This window comes from Agrobacterium sp. LR_9 (assembly GCF_041954855.1).
Classification (GTDB): domain Bacteria; phylum Pseudomonadota; class Alphaproteobacteria; order Rhizobiales; family Rhizobiaceae; genus Agrobacterium; species Agrobacterium leguminum.
Genome location: NZ_JAVAYA010000011.1, coordinates 138,671 through 152,384 on the forward strand (window position 1 = coordinate 138,671; position 13,714 = coordinate 152,384).

Below are 13,714 nucleotides of genomic sequence, written 5' to 3' on the forward strand. Positions count from 1 at the left end.
AGAAACGCGTGATCTCCGTCGGACTGTCAACGGTAAGAAGCGAGAGGGCCGGAGACTGGGTTATCTCGGGAACATCGTTTGATCACTGGAGTTAGGGGCGCTTCAACCAAGAGGAGAAGCACGATGCCCCGTGGCGACAAGTCTTCCTATACGGACAAACAGAAGCGCAAGGCCGAGCATATCGAAGAAGGATATGAGGATCGCGGCGTCGGCGAGAAAGAGGCCGAGCGGCGTGCCTGGGCCACCGTGAACAAGGAAAGCGGCGGCGGCAAGAAATCCGGCTCCGGCCGCGGTCATGCCGAGAACCACGCCTCTTCCGAAAAGGGTGGCCGCAAAGGTGGCGAGGCAGCTGCTGCAAGACCGAAGGCAGAGCGATCCAGTTCCGCCAAAAAGGCCGCCGCCACCCGCAAGCGCAATGAGCAGCACGCCCAGCACTAAGCGGGTGCGCAGCAAGGATTTACCGTCAGAAGGAGTTACCGCGATGAAAGTCCAGGAGGTCATGACGCATGATGTGCGTGTCGTGAATGCGGAAGAAACCATTCAGGAAGCAGCCCGCATCATGGCGGAAATCGATGCCGGTGTCCTGCCGGTCGGCAAGGAAGGAAAGTTGGTGGGAATGCTCACCGACCGGGATATCGCAATTCGCGCAGTTGCCGAAGGCAAAGGTCCGGACACCAAAGCGAGCGACATCATGTCCAGGGAAGTGAAATACTGCTTCGATGACGAGGATGTGGAAGATGTCTGCGGCAATCTCGGCGACCAGCAGATCCGCCGTATTCCCGTCCTCGACCGCAACAAGCAGCTGGTGGGGATCCTGTCCCTTGGCGATGTCGCCGTGGAAACCGACGGCAACGGCGTGGGCGAGGCATTGGCAGCGATCTCCCGTCCCGGCGGGACCCATAGCCAGTCGGGCGTGCAGCCGCATTAGCCCTATGGCCCCGAGCCTGTTTTGACTGGCTCCACCGACTAGATCATCACCGGAGAGGGCTGCACTCCTCTCCGGGGCAAGCCGCTGGGCGGCAACGGGAGGACCAGATGTACGACAATCACGGCGCCAATCATGAGGGGAAAGCCCACGCCGCCGGCCATCCCTATGCGGCTTTCGCCGTTAACATGGTCCTCAGCCTGGTGGTTATGTACCTCGTGATGTTCTCCATGATCGACGGCTGGGGCGACTTCCGGAACAATCTCAACATGGTCTACATGGCCCTAACCATGGTTGCGCCAATGGGCATCCTCATGCTCGCGACGATGGGTGGGATGTATCCGAACAAGCGGCTGAACCTATTTCTTCATGCCGGTCTTGCCCTTCTCTTCGTGGCGGCTTTCACCGGTACGCGCAACCAGACCCTGATCGGCGACCGACAATTCATTGCTTCGATGGTCCCCCATCATTCCGGCGCCATTCTCATGTGCAGAAATGCTAGGATCACCGATCCGGAACTTATGGCACTCTGTGCGGAGATTTCCCGCGGCCAGCGCGCCGAAATCGAGCAAATGAACGCAATCGACGAGCGCCTCCACACAGAGATCGGCGGCCCTTCGAGATGATCGCCAGCGTCTCTGGCCGCGCCCGTTGACGTCGCCGCGTCGTCATCCTGCGTTTCGCGGGGGCATGGCGGCTCACAGGAGTTCCGGGACTTAATATTACATGAGGAGCAATTTTCTGCTGCACGGCCCCCAGCCCTCCTTCGCGCTTCGCGTGATAGGGGCCAAAAGCGAGTGCCGTGCGTCTATCGCGATTTCCCGAATTCCTTGCGAAGCTCATCCTTCGCGTCTTCCAGCACTTCCTTGCGATTTCCGGGCAACGTCCGGCCAGCACGGTTGATGTAAAACACCAGCATCGACATTGCAGACCGGAAAGGGCTGGTCTTGCGCCTGGAGGATTGTTCCGCCGAAGCTTTCAGCGAACGTGCGATCTGTGAAGGATCGTCTTTGGTGAACACCTCCTTCTCAAGATCGAGCGCATCGCTTTCCCTGGTCACCTTCTGTGACCACTTCTTTTTCTTTTTTGCCTTTTTCATCGTTCTCTCCCGGCGGATAATTATTTTCGTTCGGGGTCATGGGTGTGGTGACTGTCACGCTCACCCCCTCCCCCGGAAACCCTGCTCTTTGAACGTTTGTCATTGTCTGCCGCAGGTTTCTTGATCTCCAGTGGGGCCTTTGCGTTTTCATGGGAAGAGCCCGGCCCGCCCTGCCGGATACTTGCCGGTGTTTTCGTCGAGGTGGACATTTATTCCTCCTGTCGTCGGGTGGCAGCGGACAAGCCGCTGGCCTATTGGTCGTCGCGGGTTTTCATTGCATCGGAAACACGCTTCTTCCGTGGGTCCTTGAGATTTTCACCGACAGCATCCCGATCGTGCTCGGGGTCGTCCGTGGGTTTCATGTAGCCTCTGGGTCGGCTTTCCTTCGGCCCTTCCCATCGCGGCGATTGGTCGGTGGTGCCGGGAGCACCGTCTCGTGGAGAATTATTGGTCATCATTGCCTCCGGTTGGGTTCAACGCTCCCCAACCACTTTGCTGGGGCAATGTTCCGCGAAGACGGGGAGGCAACAGCGGAATTTTTTTCGAAACAATTGCACGCTCCACTGGTTAGGCGACCCAGAATTCAAACCGAGGGAACAGAAGATGACGGATAAATCCGGAAAAACCGATCGCATCTCCAGAATGGCGCATGAGCAGCAGCAGGACTTTCTCCGACGCTCATCCCTGCACTTCCTGGAATGCGCCATCCATCTATGCGCGACGAATATGAGCATTTCCGAACTTGCCGCACGGCTTGAAAAACAGGCGCAATATTTGCGGCAGTTTGGCTAGGGATAGGCCACTCCATGCGTCAGCGGCGACCATCGTTCCTTGGGAAGACCCGCAATGCCAAGATTTTTCTTCAATGTAATCAGCGGTAAAAACGTCCTTGATGACCCGGAAGGAAGCGAGCTCCCTTCCCTCGACCAAGCGATCGAAGAGGCGCGCAAGGACGCCCGCGCCTTGATGAGCGAGGCGATCCTGCAAGGGCGTGACATTTCCGAAGGATGCATCATCATCCGTAACAAGCAGCATGACTTACTGAAAGTCGTCCGTTTCAGCGATGCGCTGGACCGAAAGGACTGAAAGGGCATCATCCGTCCGCATACGGGCCATCAGTGTTTCATATTCTCTTTCGGGGACGCCATAGGTCATGTCGGCGACGTCTTCCAGTATACCGCGATTGACAATGCGGACATTTCCGCGGCTGGCGCGAATGGCATGAATGCCTTCGAGAACATGCAGCTCGTTGGTGATGCCAGGCCGCCGCACCCCAAGAACGGTGGAGAGAAACTCATGGGTAATCGGCAAATCATCCGTATCGAGGCGGTCATGACACATCAGCAGCCAGCGTGCGAGCCTTTCCCGCAGACCATATTGCCCATTTGCCAGCACAAGCTGGCTGGCCTGAAGCAGGCAGATGTTGATATAGCCCAGCAAAAGCTCACGCAGGCGCGCGTCTTCCTCCATTTCCCGCCGTATTTCAGCGGCCGGAATCAGGAAGCCACGACCGCCCACGCCCATGACGGTTTCGTCCGGCGTGGTTTCCGCGCCTAGCAGAACGGGCCAGCCGGTGATGCCCTCTCGCCCAACAAGCACGGCTTCAATGCTTTTGCCGCCGTCATCATGAACGACCGTCGATGCAAGACCGGTTTCGATAAAACAGAGATGAGAAATGGGCTTGCCAGCGGCAACGAGCCGATGTCCCGTCGGCAGATCCACGGGCTCCAGCCGCGACGCAAGCTGCGACAGGCGTTCTGTGCCGAGGGTCTTCAACAATCGGTTATAAACAAGAAAATCTGATCCAAGCATAGCGGTTCGCCCGGTCGCCCCTTTGCTCGAAAAACCATCAACCTGCGGCGGTCATATTAGCAGCGGAAAATCCCATGAAAACAGTGAGTACGTTTCCGTACGAATTGGTAGAACGGATCGTTCCTGCACCGCAGATGGACGCAGGTTCAAATTTTGGCCCATTTTTCAGGCAGCATCATATATCGAAACCAGGTCATTGGGTATGTGGACCCCCACCGTCACGGCAGGGGAGAAATGGCCGTATCTGCGGGGAGTCACCACCTTGGCAAGAAGCACACGCAAAAACCGTCTGCCACCCGCCTTCCAGCCCGAAAGCGCCAGCGCGCCCTCACTTGGCGCTTTGCGCAAGGAAGCGGAAAGCTGTGAAAGATGCGATCTCTACAGGAACGCCACCCAGCTTGTTTTCGGCGACGGCGACACCCGGGCGCGGGTAGTCCTCGTCGGCGAACAGCCGGGCAATGAAGAAGACCTGAAAGGAAGGCCTTTCGTTGGTCCGGCCGGTCGCCTGCTCGACGAATGCCTCAAAGAAGCGGGCGTGGATCGTTCGCAATGTTATGTGACCAACGCCGTAAAACATTTCAAATTCGAGCAGCGTGGGAAACGACGTCTGCATGCCCGCCCGAACGGCGGGGAGGTGCAGCGCTGCGCCTGGTGGCTGGGTGCAGAACTGCGGCTCGTCGAGCCAGACCTTATCGTAGCAATGGGCGCCACGGCCTTTTACGCGCTGACGGGACGCGCAAGCGGCGTGACAAAGGAACGCGGGCATGTTCTTTTGACGCGGGCCGGCACACGCCTTCTCGTCACCATCCATCCATCTTATCTGCTGCGCCTTCGCGACCGGCAGGAGGCGGATCGACAGCACCGCGCCTTCGTCTCCGACCTGCACAAAATAGGCGAAATCCTTGGCGCGACGACTTAGCCAAACCGGCCTGCCGCAATCGCCCCAACGTGAGGAACAAGCTTCTCCCATCGTGGTTAGGTGCGACCGAACAGGGAGGCTTGAACACCATGGAAAAGAGCATCGAATATCAAATCATCGCGCATGAGAACGGGTGGGCCGTTGTCGTCTCTGAGGTCATGAGGGCAGTTTATCCCAGCCGCCACCTGGCTTTGGCGGCTGCGAAGCTGCTGGAGAGCAATGTGGTCCCAACGCAGGAGGCGGAACGCCTTGCTGCGACCGCCCATCTGACCCTGACCGACACCACGGCAACGAACCGGTTGCGCACCCCCCTGCAACTGATGGTGGCTGTGCCCTATCAGGTGGATATTCCCTTGCGGCGAAGAAGCGAAGAAGTCTGCTTTCCATCGATCGGCAGCCTCGATCTGGCAGCTGGCAAAGTATAGACCGGAACACATCCCGGCCTCGCCTCACACCGCGCGGCCGGGATGTGTTCCTGTGAGAAAATAGAGTGCAATCGCAACAGCGAGGGCGAATACGACCAGCGTATAGACCATCATGGTTTTCCACGTCCGTTTGCGCCCTCGAAAATCGCCATCATCTATGCCGATGGGCGAGAATTTCGAGTCGAGCCTTTCACTTAACGGTCGGTTCATATCCTGTTCGGGCCTGATGCTTTCCCGCGGCGCATCAGCCATGTCATTATTTTTCCCCGCCATCGGATACCTCCCCTATGGATGAATACAAGTTCGCATGGACCTGACCTAAAGACGGATTTGATCGGTGGAAACGGCTTTATGGCTCACGCCCGCCTCCAGGCACGCGGCAATCAGGTGTTCCCGCGCAACGGTTGAGGAGCCATTTCGCAACAGAGCGAGTCGGCAACTCCTGAGGGCAAGACGATAGTGCACACCGGTTTTTACCGGCCAGTGTTCTTCCAGCAGAGAGATTGCCTCTTTCATGTCGGCGATCAGAAACTGCCGGCTGACCAGCGAAATCTCAAGCGCACCGGCACCGATCAGCGGAATGGTGGTCATTGTCTTATCTTCCCTCGCTAACACCGGCTCGCATCTCGAAGAAGGAAATCCTTCCAATCCGGAAGACGCCCCAACCCCGCTCATGCGCAATTGTTCCGCCGCAAGGCGCTAGAACATCAGATCATTACCTCTCGAATTCGAGTATTGGCCGCTGTTTTTCGGGATCAATTTCTGACATTGCAGCACTTCCCTCGCGCTTATTTGATAAATTCTGTGACCGGGCGGCTGAAATCGTCTTGCTCAGGCGTTATGGTGGGAACAGGCACGCATGCCGATGGTGCGCGAGGAGTAAAGCATGCAGACCGTTAAACGCCTCACCATCGCAATCATTGGCATGACAGATACTGTTACATCGGAAATCCGAATGGCGTGGTTTCATGCCCAGATCGGCCTGGAAGGACCCTACTCCGCCAGCTTCATTGAAAGTGAAGACGCTCTCAAATTTGCCGCGGCGATTATTGACGTTCGTTACGAGGCGGACGTCATGCTGCGTCTCACCGAACAACTGGACGAAGAGGCAATTCCTTATCTTTTTTTCGTGCCAGAGACGGTTATTGACAGCGAGCCGGGACCTTTTGTCCTCTCCGGACGTTCGGAAGACATCGAAAACATTGTTTCCGCTTTGATGGCTCAAGGAGGGGGCATCAGACATTAAAGCGAGGCACGTGTTATGTTGAAACAAGCTGAGGGCGATGGCGAAAAGAATTTTCTGCTTTCTCTTCTGCCAGATGACATCAGGCGTGACGTAACGGGCGTCTGTAAGCCCATCAAGCTCGCATTGGGCGATGTATTGATTTCCGCCGGCGCGCCCGTCGAGCGTGTTTTCTTCCTGTCATCCGGCATTGCCTCCGTCGTGGTCGTCACCAAATCGGAGCGCAAAACAGAAGCGGGGCTTGTCGGGAGAGAGGGATTTGTGCCGACAGGGGCGGTCGCTGGCGCGGAAACAAACCTGACCGAAATCGTGATACAGGCTCCCGGCGAAGCCCTTGTCATGGACATGCGGTCGTTTGAAGCGCTTCTTGAAAAATATCGGGTCTTTTTCGAGATTCTTGTCTGTGCACTGCACATCTCAAGAACGCAGGTGGAATACACGGCGTCTTCCAATGCCACCCAGTCCGTAACGGAGCGGCTCGCCCGCTGGCTCCTGATGTGCCACGACCGCATAGAAGGCAATCATCTGCCACTGACCCACGACTTTTTGTCCACCATGCTGGCCGTCAGGCGAGCAAGTGTAACGGACGCCCTCCACGTTCTCGAAAGCCATGGGTTCATTCGTTCCGAAAGGGGAAGAATTACGATCAGGAACCGCGAGATGCTCGAGAACTATGCGCGCGATCTCTACGGCATGCCTGAAGAGGAAAGCAATCGTGTATTCGCCCGCTTTCTGCGCGAATACCAGTCTGAAATCCCGCTTGACGACCTCGTCATTGTCGAAAGCAGCGGGGTTCGGTAGTCCGCACGACCTTCTCAATCGTCGTTCGGTACGCTTCCGAACATTTACGTTTGGCCATTTCCCTATAGTATGGGTTCATCTTCCCTCACGCTGTGAAATGCAGGATGCGTTTCAAGGAGGTGAAATGCACGCCAATCACGAGTACCAGAGTTCCGGAATTTTTCTGAACGAAGACATCAACATCGTTAAGGCAGCCTACGAGAATGTTCTGTCCGCAGAACGCGATCCGGCTTTGTGCCGGGCAGACGTCGCCCGCTATGTCCTGAAAATGTATGATCGCGGCGTTGTCGATCCCCTGAAGCTTCAGCGGCTCGCGACTCTCTATTTTCGAACCAAATTGCTTGTCGGCTGATTTTCCAGCCTTACGCGTTGTCGGTTCGGCTTGGTCTCAGGTTCAATGAGGTCTTAAAGGACGTTCCTCTACGGTTTCGGATAATCGCGTACCTCGTCATGCCCAGAAACGGAATGATGCGTTCCGGTTTCCCATTCATCCATCCGTGGCGTCACTCGCCTGCAATATGAAAGACGTCGACGGACGGGGGAACAAACCTGCGCAAGCATGGTTCGGGTCGCTCCACGAACTCATGCCGGACGAGGTGTAACATGACCAGGAAAACACTCCCCATTCCCGAAGAGAACAGAAGCCAGCAAGGGCCCGGCAACAACGACCGTCTGAACACGGAAGAAACCTCCGCCGTCAAGGAACAGAAGGTTTCAACCCAGACCGGGAGGCAGGCAAACATAAAGATAAACACGACACATCAAGGTCACCAGCAGGACAGGTAGCGCCCACCTGTCTGCGGCGTGCGGCCGGCTGTCACCAGCACTCAGTCCAGATTTCGACGTAGCGACTCCCTCGCCCTGTTGACGCGGCTTTTGATGGTGCCCACCCGGCAGCCGCAGATGGCGGCGGCATCGGAATAACTCGTCCCTGCCGCCACGAGCAGCAGAGCTTTTTTCTGGTCCTTGTCGAGATGGCGGATAGCCCTCATGACCTCCTGATGCTGCACACGCCATTCTTGGCTGGCAGGGGTAGACATGGATTGCTCGATACCGACCGGCAAGCCGACGCATTCACGCCTCGACACCTTGTAGCGAGTGCAGAACGTGTTGCGCAAAATGGTGAAGAGCCATGATTTCAGCGCCGTGCCGGGGGTAAAACCATGCAGGGCCCGAAGCCCCCGCAACATCGTCTCCTGAACGAGATCGTCAACATCCTCCTCATTTCTGACGAAGCGGCGCGCAAAAGCCGTCAGGGCCGGCGCCAGCTCCGCAATACCGATGCGCAACTCCTCCAGCTGCGCTTCACTCAATGTGTTTCCGGAAACTCCACTCACAGCGTGCTTGGCCATTTTCCCATCCTTTCACTATGGGGAAATGTCTCGGCGGACGCTTGGTTGCTGTACGCCAACGTACAATGGCGACATCAATGAGGATTTCGACGACGTCGATTGGAAAAGCGCAGGCGCGCGCGAAGCTTTAGATAGGACAGTTGGTTTCAGGCCTCATCTACACCCTTGGGCGGTTGCCTCCGCCACCTCTCTTCGATCATGCGTTCCGCGTTCTTTCTCGCCTTTTCCCTGTCCCGGCGGCTTTCTTCAGTATCGACGAACCGGGCATCGTCCGTACCGGGCTCCGGCTGGGTGTCCTTGTCGGGTGGGCTCATCGCTTCATCTCCGCTTATGGTTGCAGGAATGGCGGATCCGCTATCCTGCAGGTCTTCTAACCGCAGCGTCGTTGAGAGGTTCCGATCTTGCTGAGGCATTGAGGGAACAGCGCTGCTGTAAAACTGTTAGGGAGGGATGAAGGAGGACGTCATGAACAAGAACGACAAGCTGAAGCAAATTCACAAGGACAGTGAACCGCAATTTGCGCGCGGGAAGAAAACCTCGAAAAACAACGGCGTGGCGAGCGCGAAGCCAAGGGTTATCACCGGTTCGGACGACGCAACCGTCAACAAACTGCCGCCCGGCGTCAAAAAACCGGAGAAGGACTGGGATTTGAACTACGACGAACGGGATACCAGCGACGGCAATTTCCAGGGTTGATCCGGTCGCACACCACAACCTTCACCGAGCCAGGTCCTCGATCGCAAGTTCGATGGATTGTGGCTTGGCGCCTTCCTTTGTCTGCACTCTCAAGACGCAGCCGGTGTTCAGCACGCCCTCAAGCACCGTCCGCTCTCCCACGATGATCTTAATCACCTTGGGAGTGGCCGCCTCGATATTGAGGCTGTTGCTGGTTTCGTGATCAACGGTCTGGGCCACGGTGGAGCCTCCGGTTCGTGTGAAGATAGGCGGCCTAACTTCGCTAGGGGAGCCTTGTTCCTTGTCTTCGGTGAAGACCGCTGGCTGCTTCCGCTAATCGCCCGAAGCAATTCTGATATTAGGGTCTCATGAACCGCGGAGCGGATTGCCTGGGAAGCGCCGCAAGGAGGGTCGCTGTATCGCACACCTGCAACTGCGTCGAAAAACGGCCAGACAGCAGCTTCAACGCCGCATCGTGTGTCGCATCCCTTCCGCTACAAAGCGCGTCTTCGACCAGAATGACGTAAAAACCCTGGTCTATCGCTCCCAGAACGGTGGCGAGAACGCAGACATCTGTTTCGCCGCCGGTAATCACCAGTGTTGAAACCCGTTCCTCCCGCAGGATGTCGCCAAGGCCTCCATGCAGCCAGGGTGAGTACACGCTTTTACGAAAGATACGGGCGGGCGGTATGTAGCGCGACAGCGCTGGTATAACACCGATCAGTTCCGGGGCCAGCGACTGCTGCGTCATCATCGGCCATTTTTCATAATAGGCCCGCCATGCACCGGCGGCCTGCTCGACAGATTTCGGCGGCACAAAACAGGTGAAGATGCATCGGGCGGGATCGCCTTGAACCACAGCCTCCACCTCCTCGCTGATGCGGTCCATCCATTCGACATGCCATGGCGTATCCTCGGCGAAAACGCGTTGCATGTCGACGCACAGGTGCCGCCAGTCTCCCTCGGCAGAAAACTCGATCAATTCCTCCTCCCTATCCGCCGGTCTCGCTGTGAGGAGCGGCAACGGGTTTCGATTCCGGCGACCCGCGGAAGCGCAGGAAGATGGAGAGAATGACGAGAACCGCGGTCGAAAGAAACTCCGATTGCCAGTTCTGAAAGGATTCAAACCAGAATTCCACACTTCCCAGATGCGCAAATAGCGTTGTCTCGGGCTTACCGTGCATGGCGGCTTCCACTGCCCCTGCGTCAGCGCTGTATTTCAGATGGAGAACAAAACTGACGATGAAAAGGAAGAACAGCGCCAATCCCAGAGAATAGGAATAGAGGGTGCGGATAAATCCCCCTGCTTTCACCGGCCAGGGCGCCTCGGGATCATCTGCTTTTTGTGCGGGATCTTCGTCCTGCGATGCAGCTTTATCGGGGTCTTTGGATTCCGACGAGCCTCTCTGAAAAAGAAACGCAGTCAGCATCACATAAGCCGACATCTGGAGAAATTCGCTCTCCCAGTTTTCGAACAGGGCGGAAAGAAAATGGCCGCTCTTTGCGTAGGAAAGAAGCGTCAGGGGCGTCGCCTGATGCTGCGCAAGCTCCTCGTTGTAAACGACCCAGCCGGTCGCAAGCATGCCACCGATCGTCAAAAGGGAAGTCAGGACAAGGACAATCGTCAATCCATTGTCGCGAAACAGCCTCATGGTTCAGCCTCGCATGAAAGAGACAACTGTAGAATTGGACGCGCCGCCGGTATCGGCGGCACGTCCGCGTGACGGCTCATGCCGCCTTGGATTTAGCCTTCACGTTGGCGCGTGCCTGGGCAAGCGAAGAGAGAGCCGTATCCGTTGCGCTTTCCTCGCCCAGCGTCTGCTCGAACAGTTTGGCCGCTTCCTTCATGCCGAGTTCGACCGCCCATGTCTTCAAGGTGCCATAACGGGTGATCTCGTAGTGCTCCACGGCCTGCGCCGAAGAAATCAGCCCGGCATCGAGCGCGGGAGAGCCCTTGAACTCCTCCATGATTTCCTCGCCTTCCGAGATAATGCCCTGGATCGCTTCGCAGGTCTTGCCGCGTGCCGGCTTGCCGAGCAACTCGAAGACATTCTGCAATCGCTCCACGTGGACCTCGGTCTCGTCCCTGTGCTTTTCGAATGCCGCCTTTAAATCCGCTGACTGCGCAGCCCGCGCCATTTTCGGAAGCGCCTTGAGAATCTGGCGTTCCGCGAAATAAATATCCTTCACCGTATCGAGGAAAAGGTCTTCCAATGTCTTCTCAGCCATTTTTAGTCTCCTGTTGCTTGGTGGTGAGTGAGAGTGGGTGTTTCATTGCTTATCGACCGGCACGGAGGCCTTGCCGAGTTTGAGCGACGGTTCGCGCGCCCAGACTCGAAGTTTGCCGAGCTCTGATACGAAGGCAGCCAGTCCTCCTTCACCCGGCAATGGCAGCATGCCTTCATCCATGACATCGGCCATTCCCGCTTTTTCCAGTAACGGCAGCGCCGACTGGTCGTAGCCAATGAATTTGCAGTGCTGGAACGCATCGGCGACGAAATCCCGCGCAGTTGCCTCCTTGATCAGCTCATCGATGGCCGCCGCCGATGTCAGCAGCGCCACCGCATCGAAAAGCACCGAAGGCCCGCCATCAATCATGTGATGTGCCTCGACGAAGGTGCCGTCCGACGCCGTTACCCCGCCGACCTTGGGCGCGATAAGCTCGAAGACAGCTTTTTCCGCCTCGACCGCTTTGGTCAGTCCCTTCAGCAGCTTGGCGTCTACGCCGTCGGTAATGAGAATGCCGAGCTTGCGACCCTCGAACCGTTTGGGACCCCGCTGAACGATACTGAGCGCCGGCGACGGCTCCAGATCCTGACGGGTTGGCATGGCGGCATCCGCCGGTTTCGGCATGGCTTGCAGGCCGAGCTTCTGCGCCACCGTCGCGGCAAGCGTTTCGTCGATATTGAGAAGATGCGCGACCATCCTCTCACGAATGACGGGAGTTTCCACCTTGCTGAGTTCGAAGGTGAGCGCCGATGCGATATGACGTTGTTCAGGTGGCGTCTGGCTGATGTAGAACTGGCGCGCCTGACTATAGTGGTCGGCGAAACTTTCCGGCCGCAACCTTGCCTTGGCGCCCTGCTCCTCGGCAGGGAAATGCCGGAATCCACGCGACGGCGATTCCCTTGGCCCTTCCCCGAAGGAATTGGGCTGATAATTCGCCCGTCCGGTCGGATTGTGCATCGCCATATGGCCATCCTGCTGGAAATGCGCGAAAGGACACTTGGGCGCATTGATGGGCAAATGCGTGAAGTTCGGCCCGCCGAGACGCTTGAGCTGCGTATCGAGATAGGAAAAATTCCTGCCCTGCAGCAGCGGATCATTGCTGAAATCGATGCCCGGCGGCACGTTCTGCGTCATGAACGCCACCTGTTCGGTCTCGGCAAAGAAATTGTCCGGCATCCGGTCTAGGACAAGCCGGCCGACCGGTTTGGGCGCCAATATCTCCTCGGGAATGATCTTGGTGGGGTCGAGAACGTCGAAATCGAAGCTGTCGGCGAAATCCTGATCAAAAAGCTGAACCTGCAACTCCCATTCCGGAAAATTGCCGGACTGGATCGCCGTCCAAAGATCGCGCCGGTGAAAATCGGGATCGGCGCCGTTGATCTTGACCGCCTCGTTCCACGCCACCGACTGCAATCCGAGCTTCGGCTTCCAGTGAAACTTCACGAAGGTCGATTGCTCCTTCGCGTTGATGAATCGGAAGGTGTGGACCCCGAAACCTTCCATGAACCGGAAGGAACGCGGAATGGTCCGATCCGACATGATCCACATGACCATGTTCATGCTTTCAGGCGTGAGACTGATGAAATCCCAGAAGGTGTCATGCGCGGTTTGTGCTTGCGGAAAGGCGCGATCAGGCTCCTGCTTGGCGGCATGGATGAGATCCGGAAACTTGATCGCATCCTGAATGAAGAAGACGGGAATGTTGTTGCCGACAAGGTCCCAGTTTCCCTCCCTGGTGTAGAGCTTCACGGCAAAACCGCGCACATCCCGCGCAAGGTCGGCCGACCCCTTGTTGCCGGCGACGGTCGAGAACCGCACGAAGGCCGGGGTCTTTTCACCCGCCCGCTGAAACAGATCGGCCTTGGTATGGGCGGCAAGGGAGTCGTAAGTCTCGAAATAGCCGTGTGCGCCGTAACCGCGCGCGTGAACCACGCGCTCGGGAATTCTCTCATGATCGAAATGGAAGATCTTCTCGCGAAAATGGAAATCATCCACGACAAGCGGCCCGCGAGAACCGACCCGAAGGGAATTCTGGTCGTCTGCAACCGGCCCGCCCTGCGCGGTCGTTAGCACGGGCTCGTCGCCGGTCGCGGTCTGGTGCAGTTCTCCGCCATCCCCCCGAAGAAGCTTCTGGTCGTGAATGGTGGCGGTGGCGGATGATGAGGTGGAATCTGGTTTTCTGGCCATGTCAGCTCCTGCAAGGCGTTGACCGGAGGCGATGGCAAAACCATGCC

24 protein-coding genes are annotated in these 13,714 nt (G+C 57.3%); 11 read left to right on the forward strand and 13 right to left on the reverse strand.

The annotated features are described in order from the left end of the window. Nucleotides 1-123: 123 nt before the first annotated feature. The 3 genes from RAC79_RS14665 to RAC79_RS14675 all read left to right on the forward strand — a co-directional run bounded on the left by RAC79_RS14665 (nt 124) and on the right by RAC79_RS14675 (nt 1,551). Nucleotides 124-438: a plasmid stabilization protein gene (locus RAC79_RS14665; protein ID WP_104679587.1), complete on the forward strand. Its 315-nt coding sequence runs from the start codon at nt 124-126 to the stop codon at nt 436-438. A gap of 43 nt (nt 439-481) precedes the next feature. Then, nucleotides 482-928 (forward strand): CBS domain-containing protein, encoded by a 447-nt coding sequence (locus RAC79_RS14670; protein ID WP_078051597.1) that lies wholly within the window; start codon nt 482-484, stop codon nt 926-928. Nucleotides 929-1,035: 107 nt separating this feature from the next. Continuing rightward, entirely contained in the window at nt 1,036-1,551 is a 516-nt protein-coding gene (locus tag RAC79_RS14675) for a DUF305 domain-containing protein (RefSeq protein WP_174039647.1), read from the forward strand. Nucleotides 1,552-1,733: 182 nt separating this feature from the next. On the opposite strand, the gene RAC79_RS14680 is transcribed toward RAC79_RS14675, so the two are convergent. The 3 genes from RAC79_RS14680 to RAC79_RS14690 are packed head-to-tail and all read right to left on the reverse strand — an operon-like array spanning nt 1,734 to nt 2,479. Then, nucleotides 1,734-2,024: a DUF3175 domain-containing protein gene (locus RAC79_RS14680; RefSeq protein WP_174000082.1), complete on the reverse strand. Its 291-nt coding sequence runs from the start codon at nt 2,022-2,024 to the stop codon at nt 1,734-1,736. Between the two features lie 20 nt (nt 2,025-2,044). Continuing rightward, nucleotides 2,045-2,233 (reverse strand): hypothetical protein, encoded by a 189-nt coding sequence (locus RAC79_RS14685; protein ID WP_078051594.1) that lies wholly within the window; start codon nt 2,231-2,233, stop codon nt 2,045-2,047. A gap of 42 nt (nt 2,234-2,275) precedes the next feature. Continuing rightward, nucleotides 2,276-2,479 (reverse strand): hypothetical protein, encoded by a 204-nt coding sequence (locus RAC79_RS14690; RefSeq protein ID WP_035237037.1) that lies wholly within the window; start codon nt 2,477-2,479, stop codon nt 2,276-2,278. Between RAC79_RS14690 and RAC79_RS14695 the strand changes: the two genes are divergently transcribed. Then, complete coding sequence (locus RAC79_RS14695) at nt 2,472-2,816, forward strand: hypothetical protein (protein WP_223215547.1); 345 nt, start codon at nt 2,472-2,474, stop codon at nt 2,814-2,816. The two genes, RAC79_RS14690 and RAC79_RS14695, sit on opposite strands and share 8 nt — an antisense overlap. Before the next feature lie 54 nt (nt 2,817-2,870). Then, a complete protein-coding gene (locus RAC79_RS14700) occupies nt 2,871-3,110 on the forward strand; it encodes a DUF6894 family protein (protein WP_078051592.1) in 240 nt (79 codons plus the stop codon). Here RAC79_RS14700 and RAC79_RS14705 read toward each other — a convergent pair. Continuing rightward, nucleotides 3,063-3,836: a Crp/Fnr family transcriptional regulator gene (locus RAC79_RS14705; RefSeq protein ID WP_174039648.1), complete on the reverse strand. Its 774-nt coding sequence runs from the start codon at nt 3,834-3,836 to the stop codon at nt 3,063-3,065. The two genes, RAC79_RS14700 and RAC79_RS14705, sit on opposite strands and share 48 nt — an antisense overlap. Nucleotides 3,837-4,098: 262 nt before the next feature. On the opposite strand from RAC79_RS14705, the gene RAC79_RS14710 reads away from it, so the two are divergent. Together RAC79_RS14710 and RAC79_RS14715 are read left to right on the forward strand one after the other, a co-directional pair. Beyond that, entirely contained in the window at nt 4,099-4,755 is a 657-nt protein-coding gene (locus RAC79_RS14710; RefSeq protein ID WP_065656252.1) for a UdgX family uracil-DNA binding protein, read from the forward strand. Nucleotides 4,756-4,844: 89 nt separating this feature from the next. Beyond that, entirely contained in the window at nt 4,845-5,180 is a 336-nt protein-coding gene (locus RAC79_RS14715) for a hypothetical protein (protein ID WP_174039649.1), read from the forward strand. A 24-nt stretch (nt 5,181-5,204) separates the two neighbouring features. On the opposite strand, the gene RAC79_RS14720 is transcribed toward RAC79_RS14715, so the two are convergent. After that, nucleotides 5,205-5,453 carry a hypothetical protein gene (locus RAC79_RS14720; RefSeq protein WP_125145403.1) on the reverse strand — a complete coding sequence of 83 codons (249 nt, stop codon included), beginning with the start codon at nt 5,451-5,453 and terminating at the stop codon, nt 5,205-5,207. A 45-nt stretch (nt 5,454-5,498) separates the two neighbouring features. Beyond that, nucleotides 5,499-5,771 carry a DUF982 domain-containing protein gene (locus tag RAC79_RS14725; RefSeq protein WP_065656249.1) on the reverse strand — a complete coding sequence of 91 codons (273 nt, stop codon included), beginning with the start codon at nt 5,769-5,771 and terminating at the stop codon, nt 5,499-5,501. 295 nt (nt 5,772-6,066) lie between these two features. Here RAC79_RS14725 and RAC79_RS14730 point away from each other — a divergent pair, with 295 nt between their 5' ends. From RAC79_RS14730 to RAC79_RS14740, 3 genes are all read left to right on the forward strand, one after another. After that, nucleotides 6,067-6,426 carry a hypothetical protein gene (locus RAC79_RS14730; protein WP_003520657.1) on the forward strand — a complete coding sequence of 120 codons (360 nt, stop codon included), beginning with the start codon at nt 6,067-6,069 and terminating at the stop codon, nt 6,424-6,426. A 15-nt stretch (nt 6,427-6,441) separates the two neighbouring features. After that, nucleotides 6,442-7,224: a Crp/Fnr family transcriptional regulator gene (locus tag RAC79_RS14735; protein ID WP_174036480.1), complete on the forward strand. Its 783-nt coding sequence runs from the start codon at nt 6,442-6,444 to the stop codon at nt 7,222-7,224. A 124-nt stretch (nt 7,225-7,348) separates the two neighbouring features. Then, nucleotides 7,349-7,576, forward strand: a complete 228-nt coding sequence (locus RAC79_RS14740; RefSeq protein ID WP_065656246.1) for a hypothetical protein — start codon at nt 7,349-7,351, stop codon at nt 7,574-7,576. Between the two features lie 475 nt (nt 7,577-8,051). Here RAC79_RS14740 and RAC79_RS14745 read toward each other — a convergent pair whose 3' ends face one another. Then, nucleotides 8,052-8,576 carry a sigma-70 family RNA polymerase sigma factor gene (locus tag RAC79_RS14745; RefSeq protein ID WP_078051586.1) on the reverse strand — a complete coding sequence of 175 codons (525 nt, stop codon included), beginning with the start codon at nt 8,574-8,576 and terminating at the stop codon, nt 8,052-8,054. 146 nt (nt 8,577-8,722) lie between these two features. Beyond that, the gene (locus RAC79_RS14750) at nt 8,723-8,890 is read right to left on the reverse strand and encodes a hypothetical protein (protein WP_174039650.1); all 168 of its coding nucleotides are present in this window, start codon (nt 8,888-8,890) and stop codon (nt 8,723-8,725) included. Between the two features lie 151 nt (nt 8,891-9,041). Here RAC79_RS14750 and RAC79_RS14755 point away from each other — a divergent pair, with 151 nt between their 5' ends. Then, nucleotides 9,042-9,272 (forward strand): hypothetical protein, encoded by a 231-nt coding sequence (locus tag RAC79_RS14755; protein WP_003520650.1) that lies wholly within the window; start codon nt 9,042-9,044, stop codon nt 9,270-9,272. Between the two features lie 21 nt (nt 9,273-9,293). On the opposite strand, the gene RAC79_RS14760 is transcribed toward RAC79_RS14755, so the two are convergent. From RAC79_RS14760 to catE, 5 genes are all read right to left on the reverse strand, one after another. Further along, complete coding sequence (locus tag RAC79_RS14760) at nt 9,294-9,491, reverse strand: hypothetical protein (protein WP_174039651.1); 198 nt, start codon at nt 9,489-9,491, stop codon at nt 9,294-9,296. Between the two features lie 118 nt (nt 9,492-9,609). Continuing rightward, nucleotides 9,610-10,233: a cysteine hydrolase family protein gene (locus RAC79_RS14765; RefSeq protein WP_161987863.1), complete on the reverse strand. Its 624-nt coding sequence runs from the start codon at nt 10,231-10,233 to the stop codon at nt 9,610-9,612. Between the two features lie 10 nt (nt 10,234-10,243). Continuing rightward, nucleotides 10,244-10,903, reverse strand: a complete 660-nt coding sequence (locus tag RAC79_RS14770; RefSeq protein WP_174039652.1) for a DUF6766 family protein — start codon at nt 10,901-10,903, stop codon at nt 10,244-10,246. 76 nt (nt 10,904-10,979) lie between these two features. Continuing rightward, nucleotides 10,980-11,480, reverse strand: a complete 501-nt coding sequence (locus tag RAC79_RS14775; RefSeq protein WP_003520646.1) for a ferritin-like domain-containing protein — start codon at nt 11,478-11,480, stop codon at nt 10,980-10,982. Nucleotides 11,481-11,522: 42 nt separating this feature from the next. Then, nucleotides 11,523-13,667, reverse strand: coding sequence for a catalase C (gene catE, locus RAC79_RS14780; protein WP_174039653.1), 2,145 nt, complete (start codon nt 13,665-13,667; stop codon nt 11,523-11,525). Nucleotides 13,668-13,714: the final 47 nt, after the last annotated feature.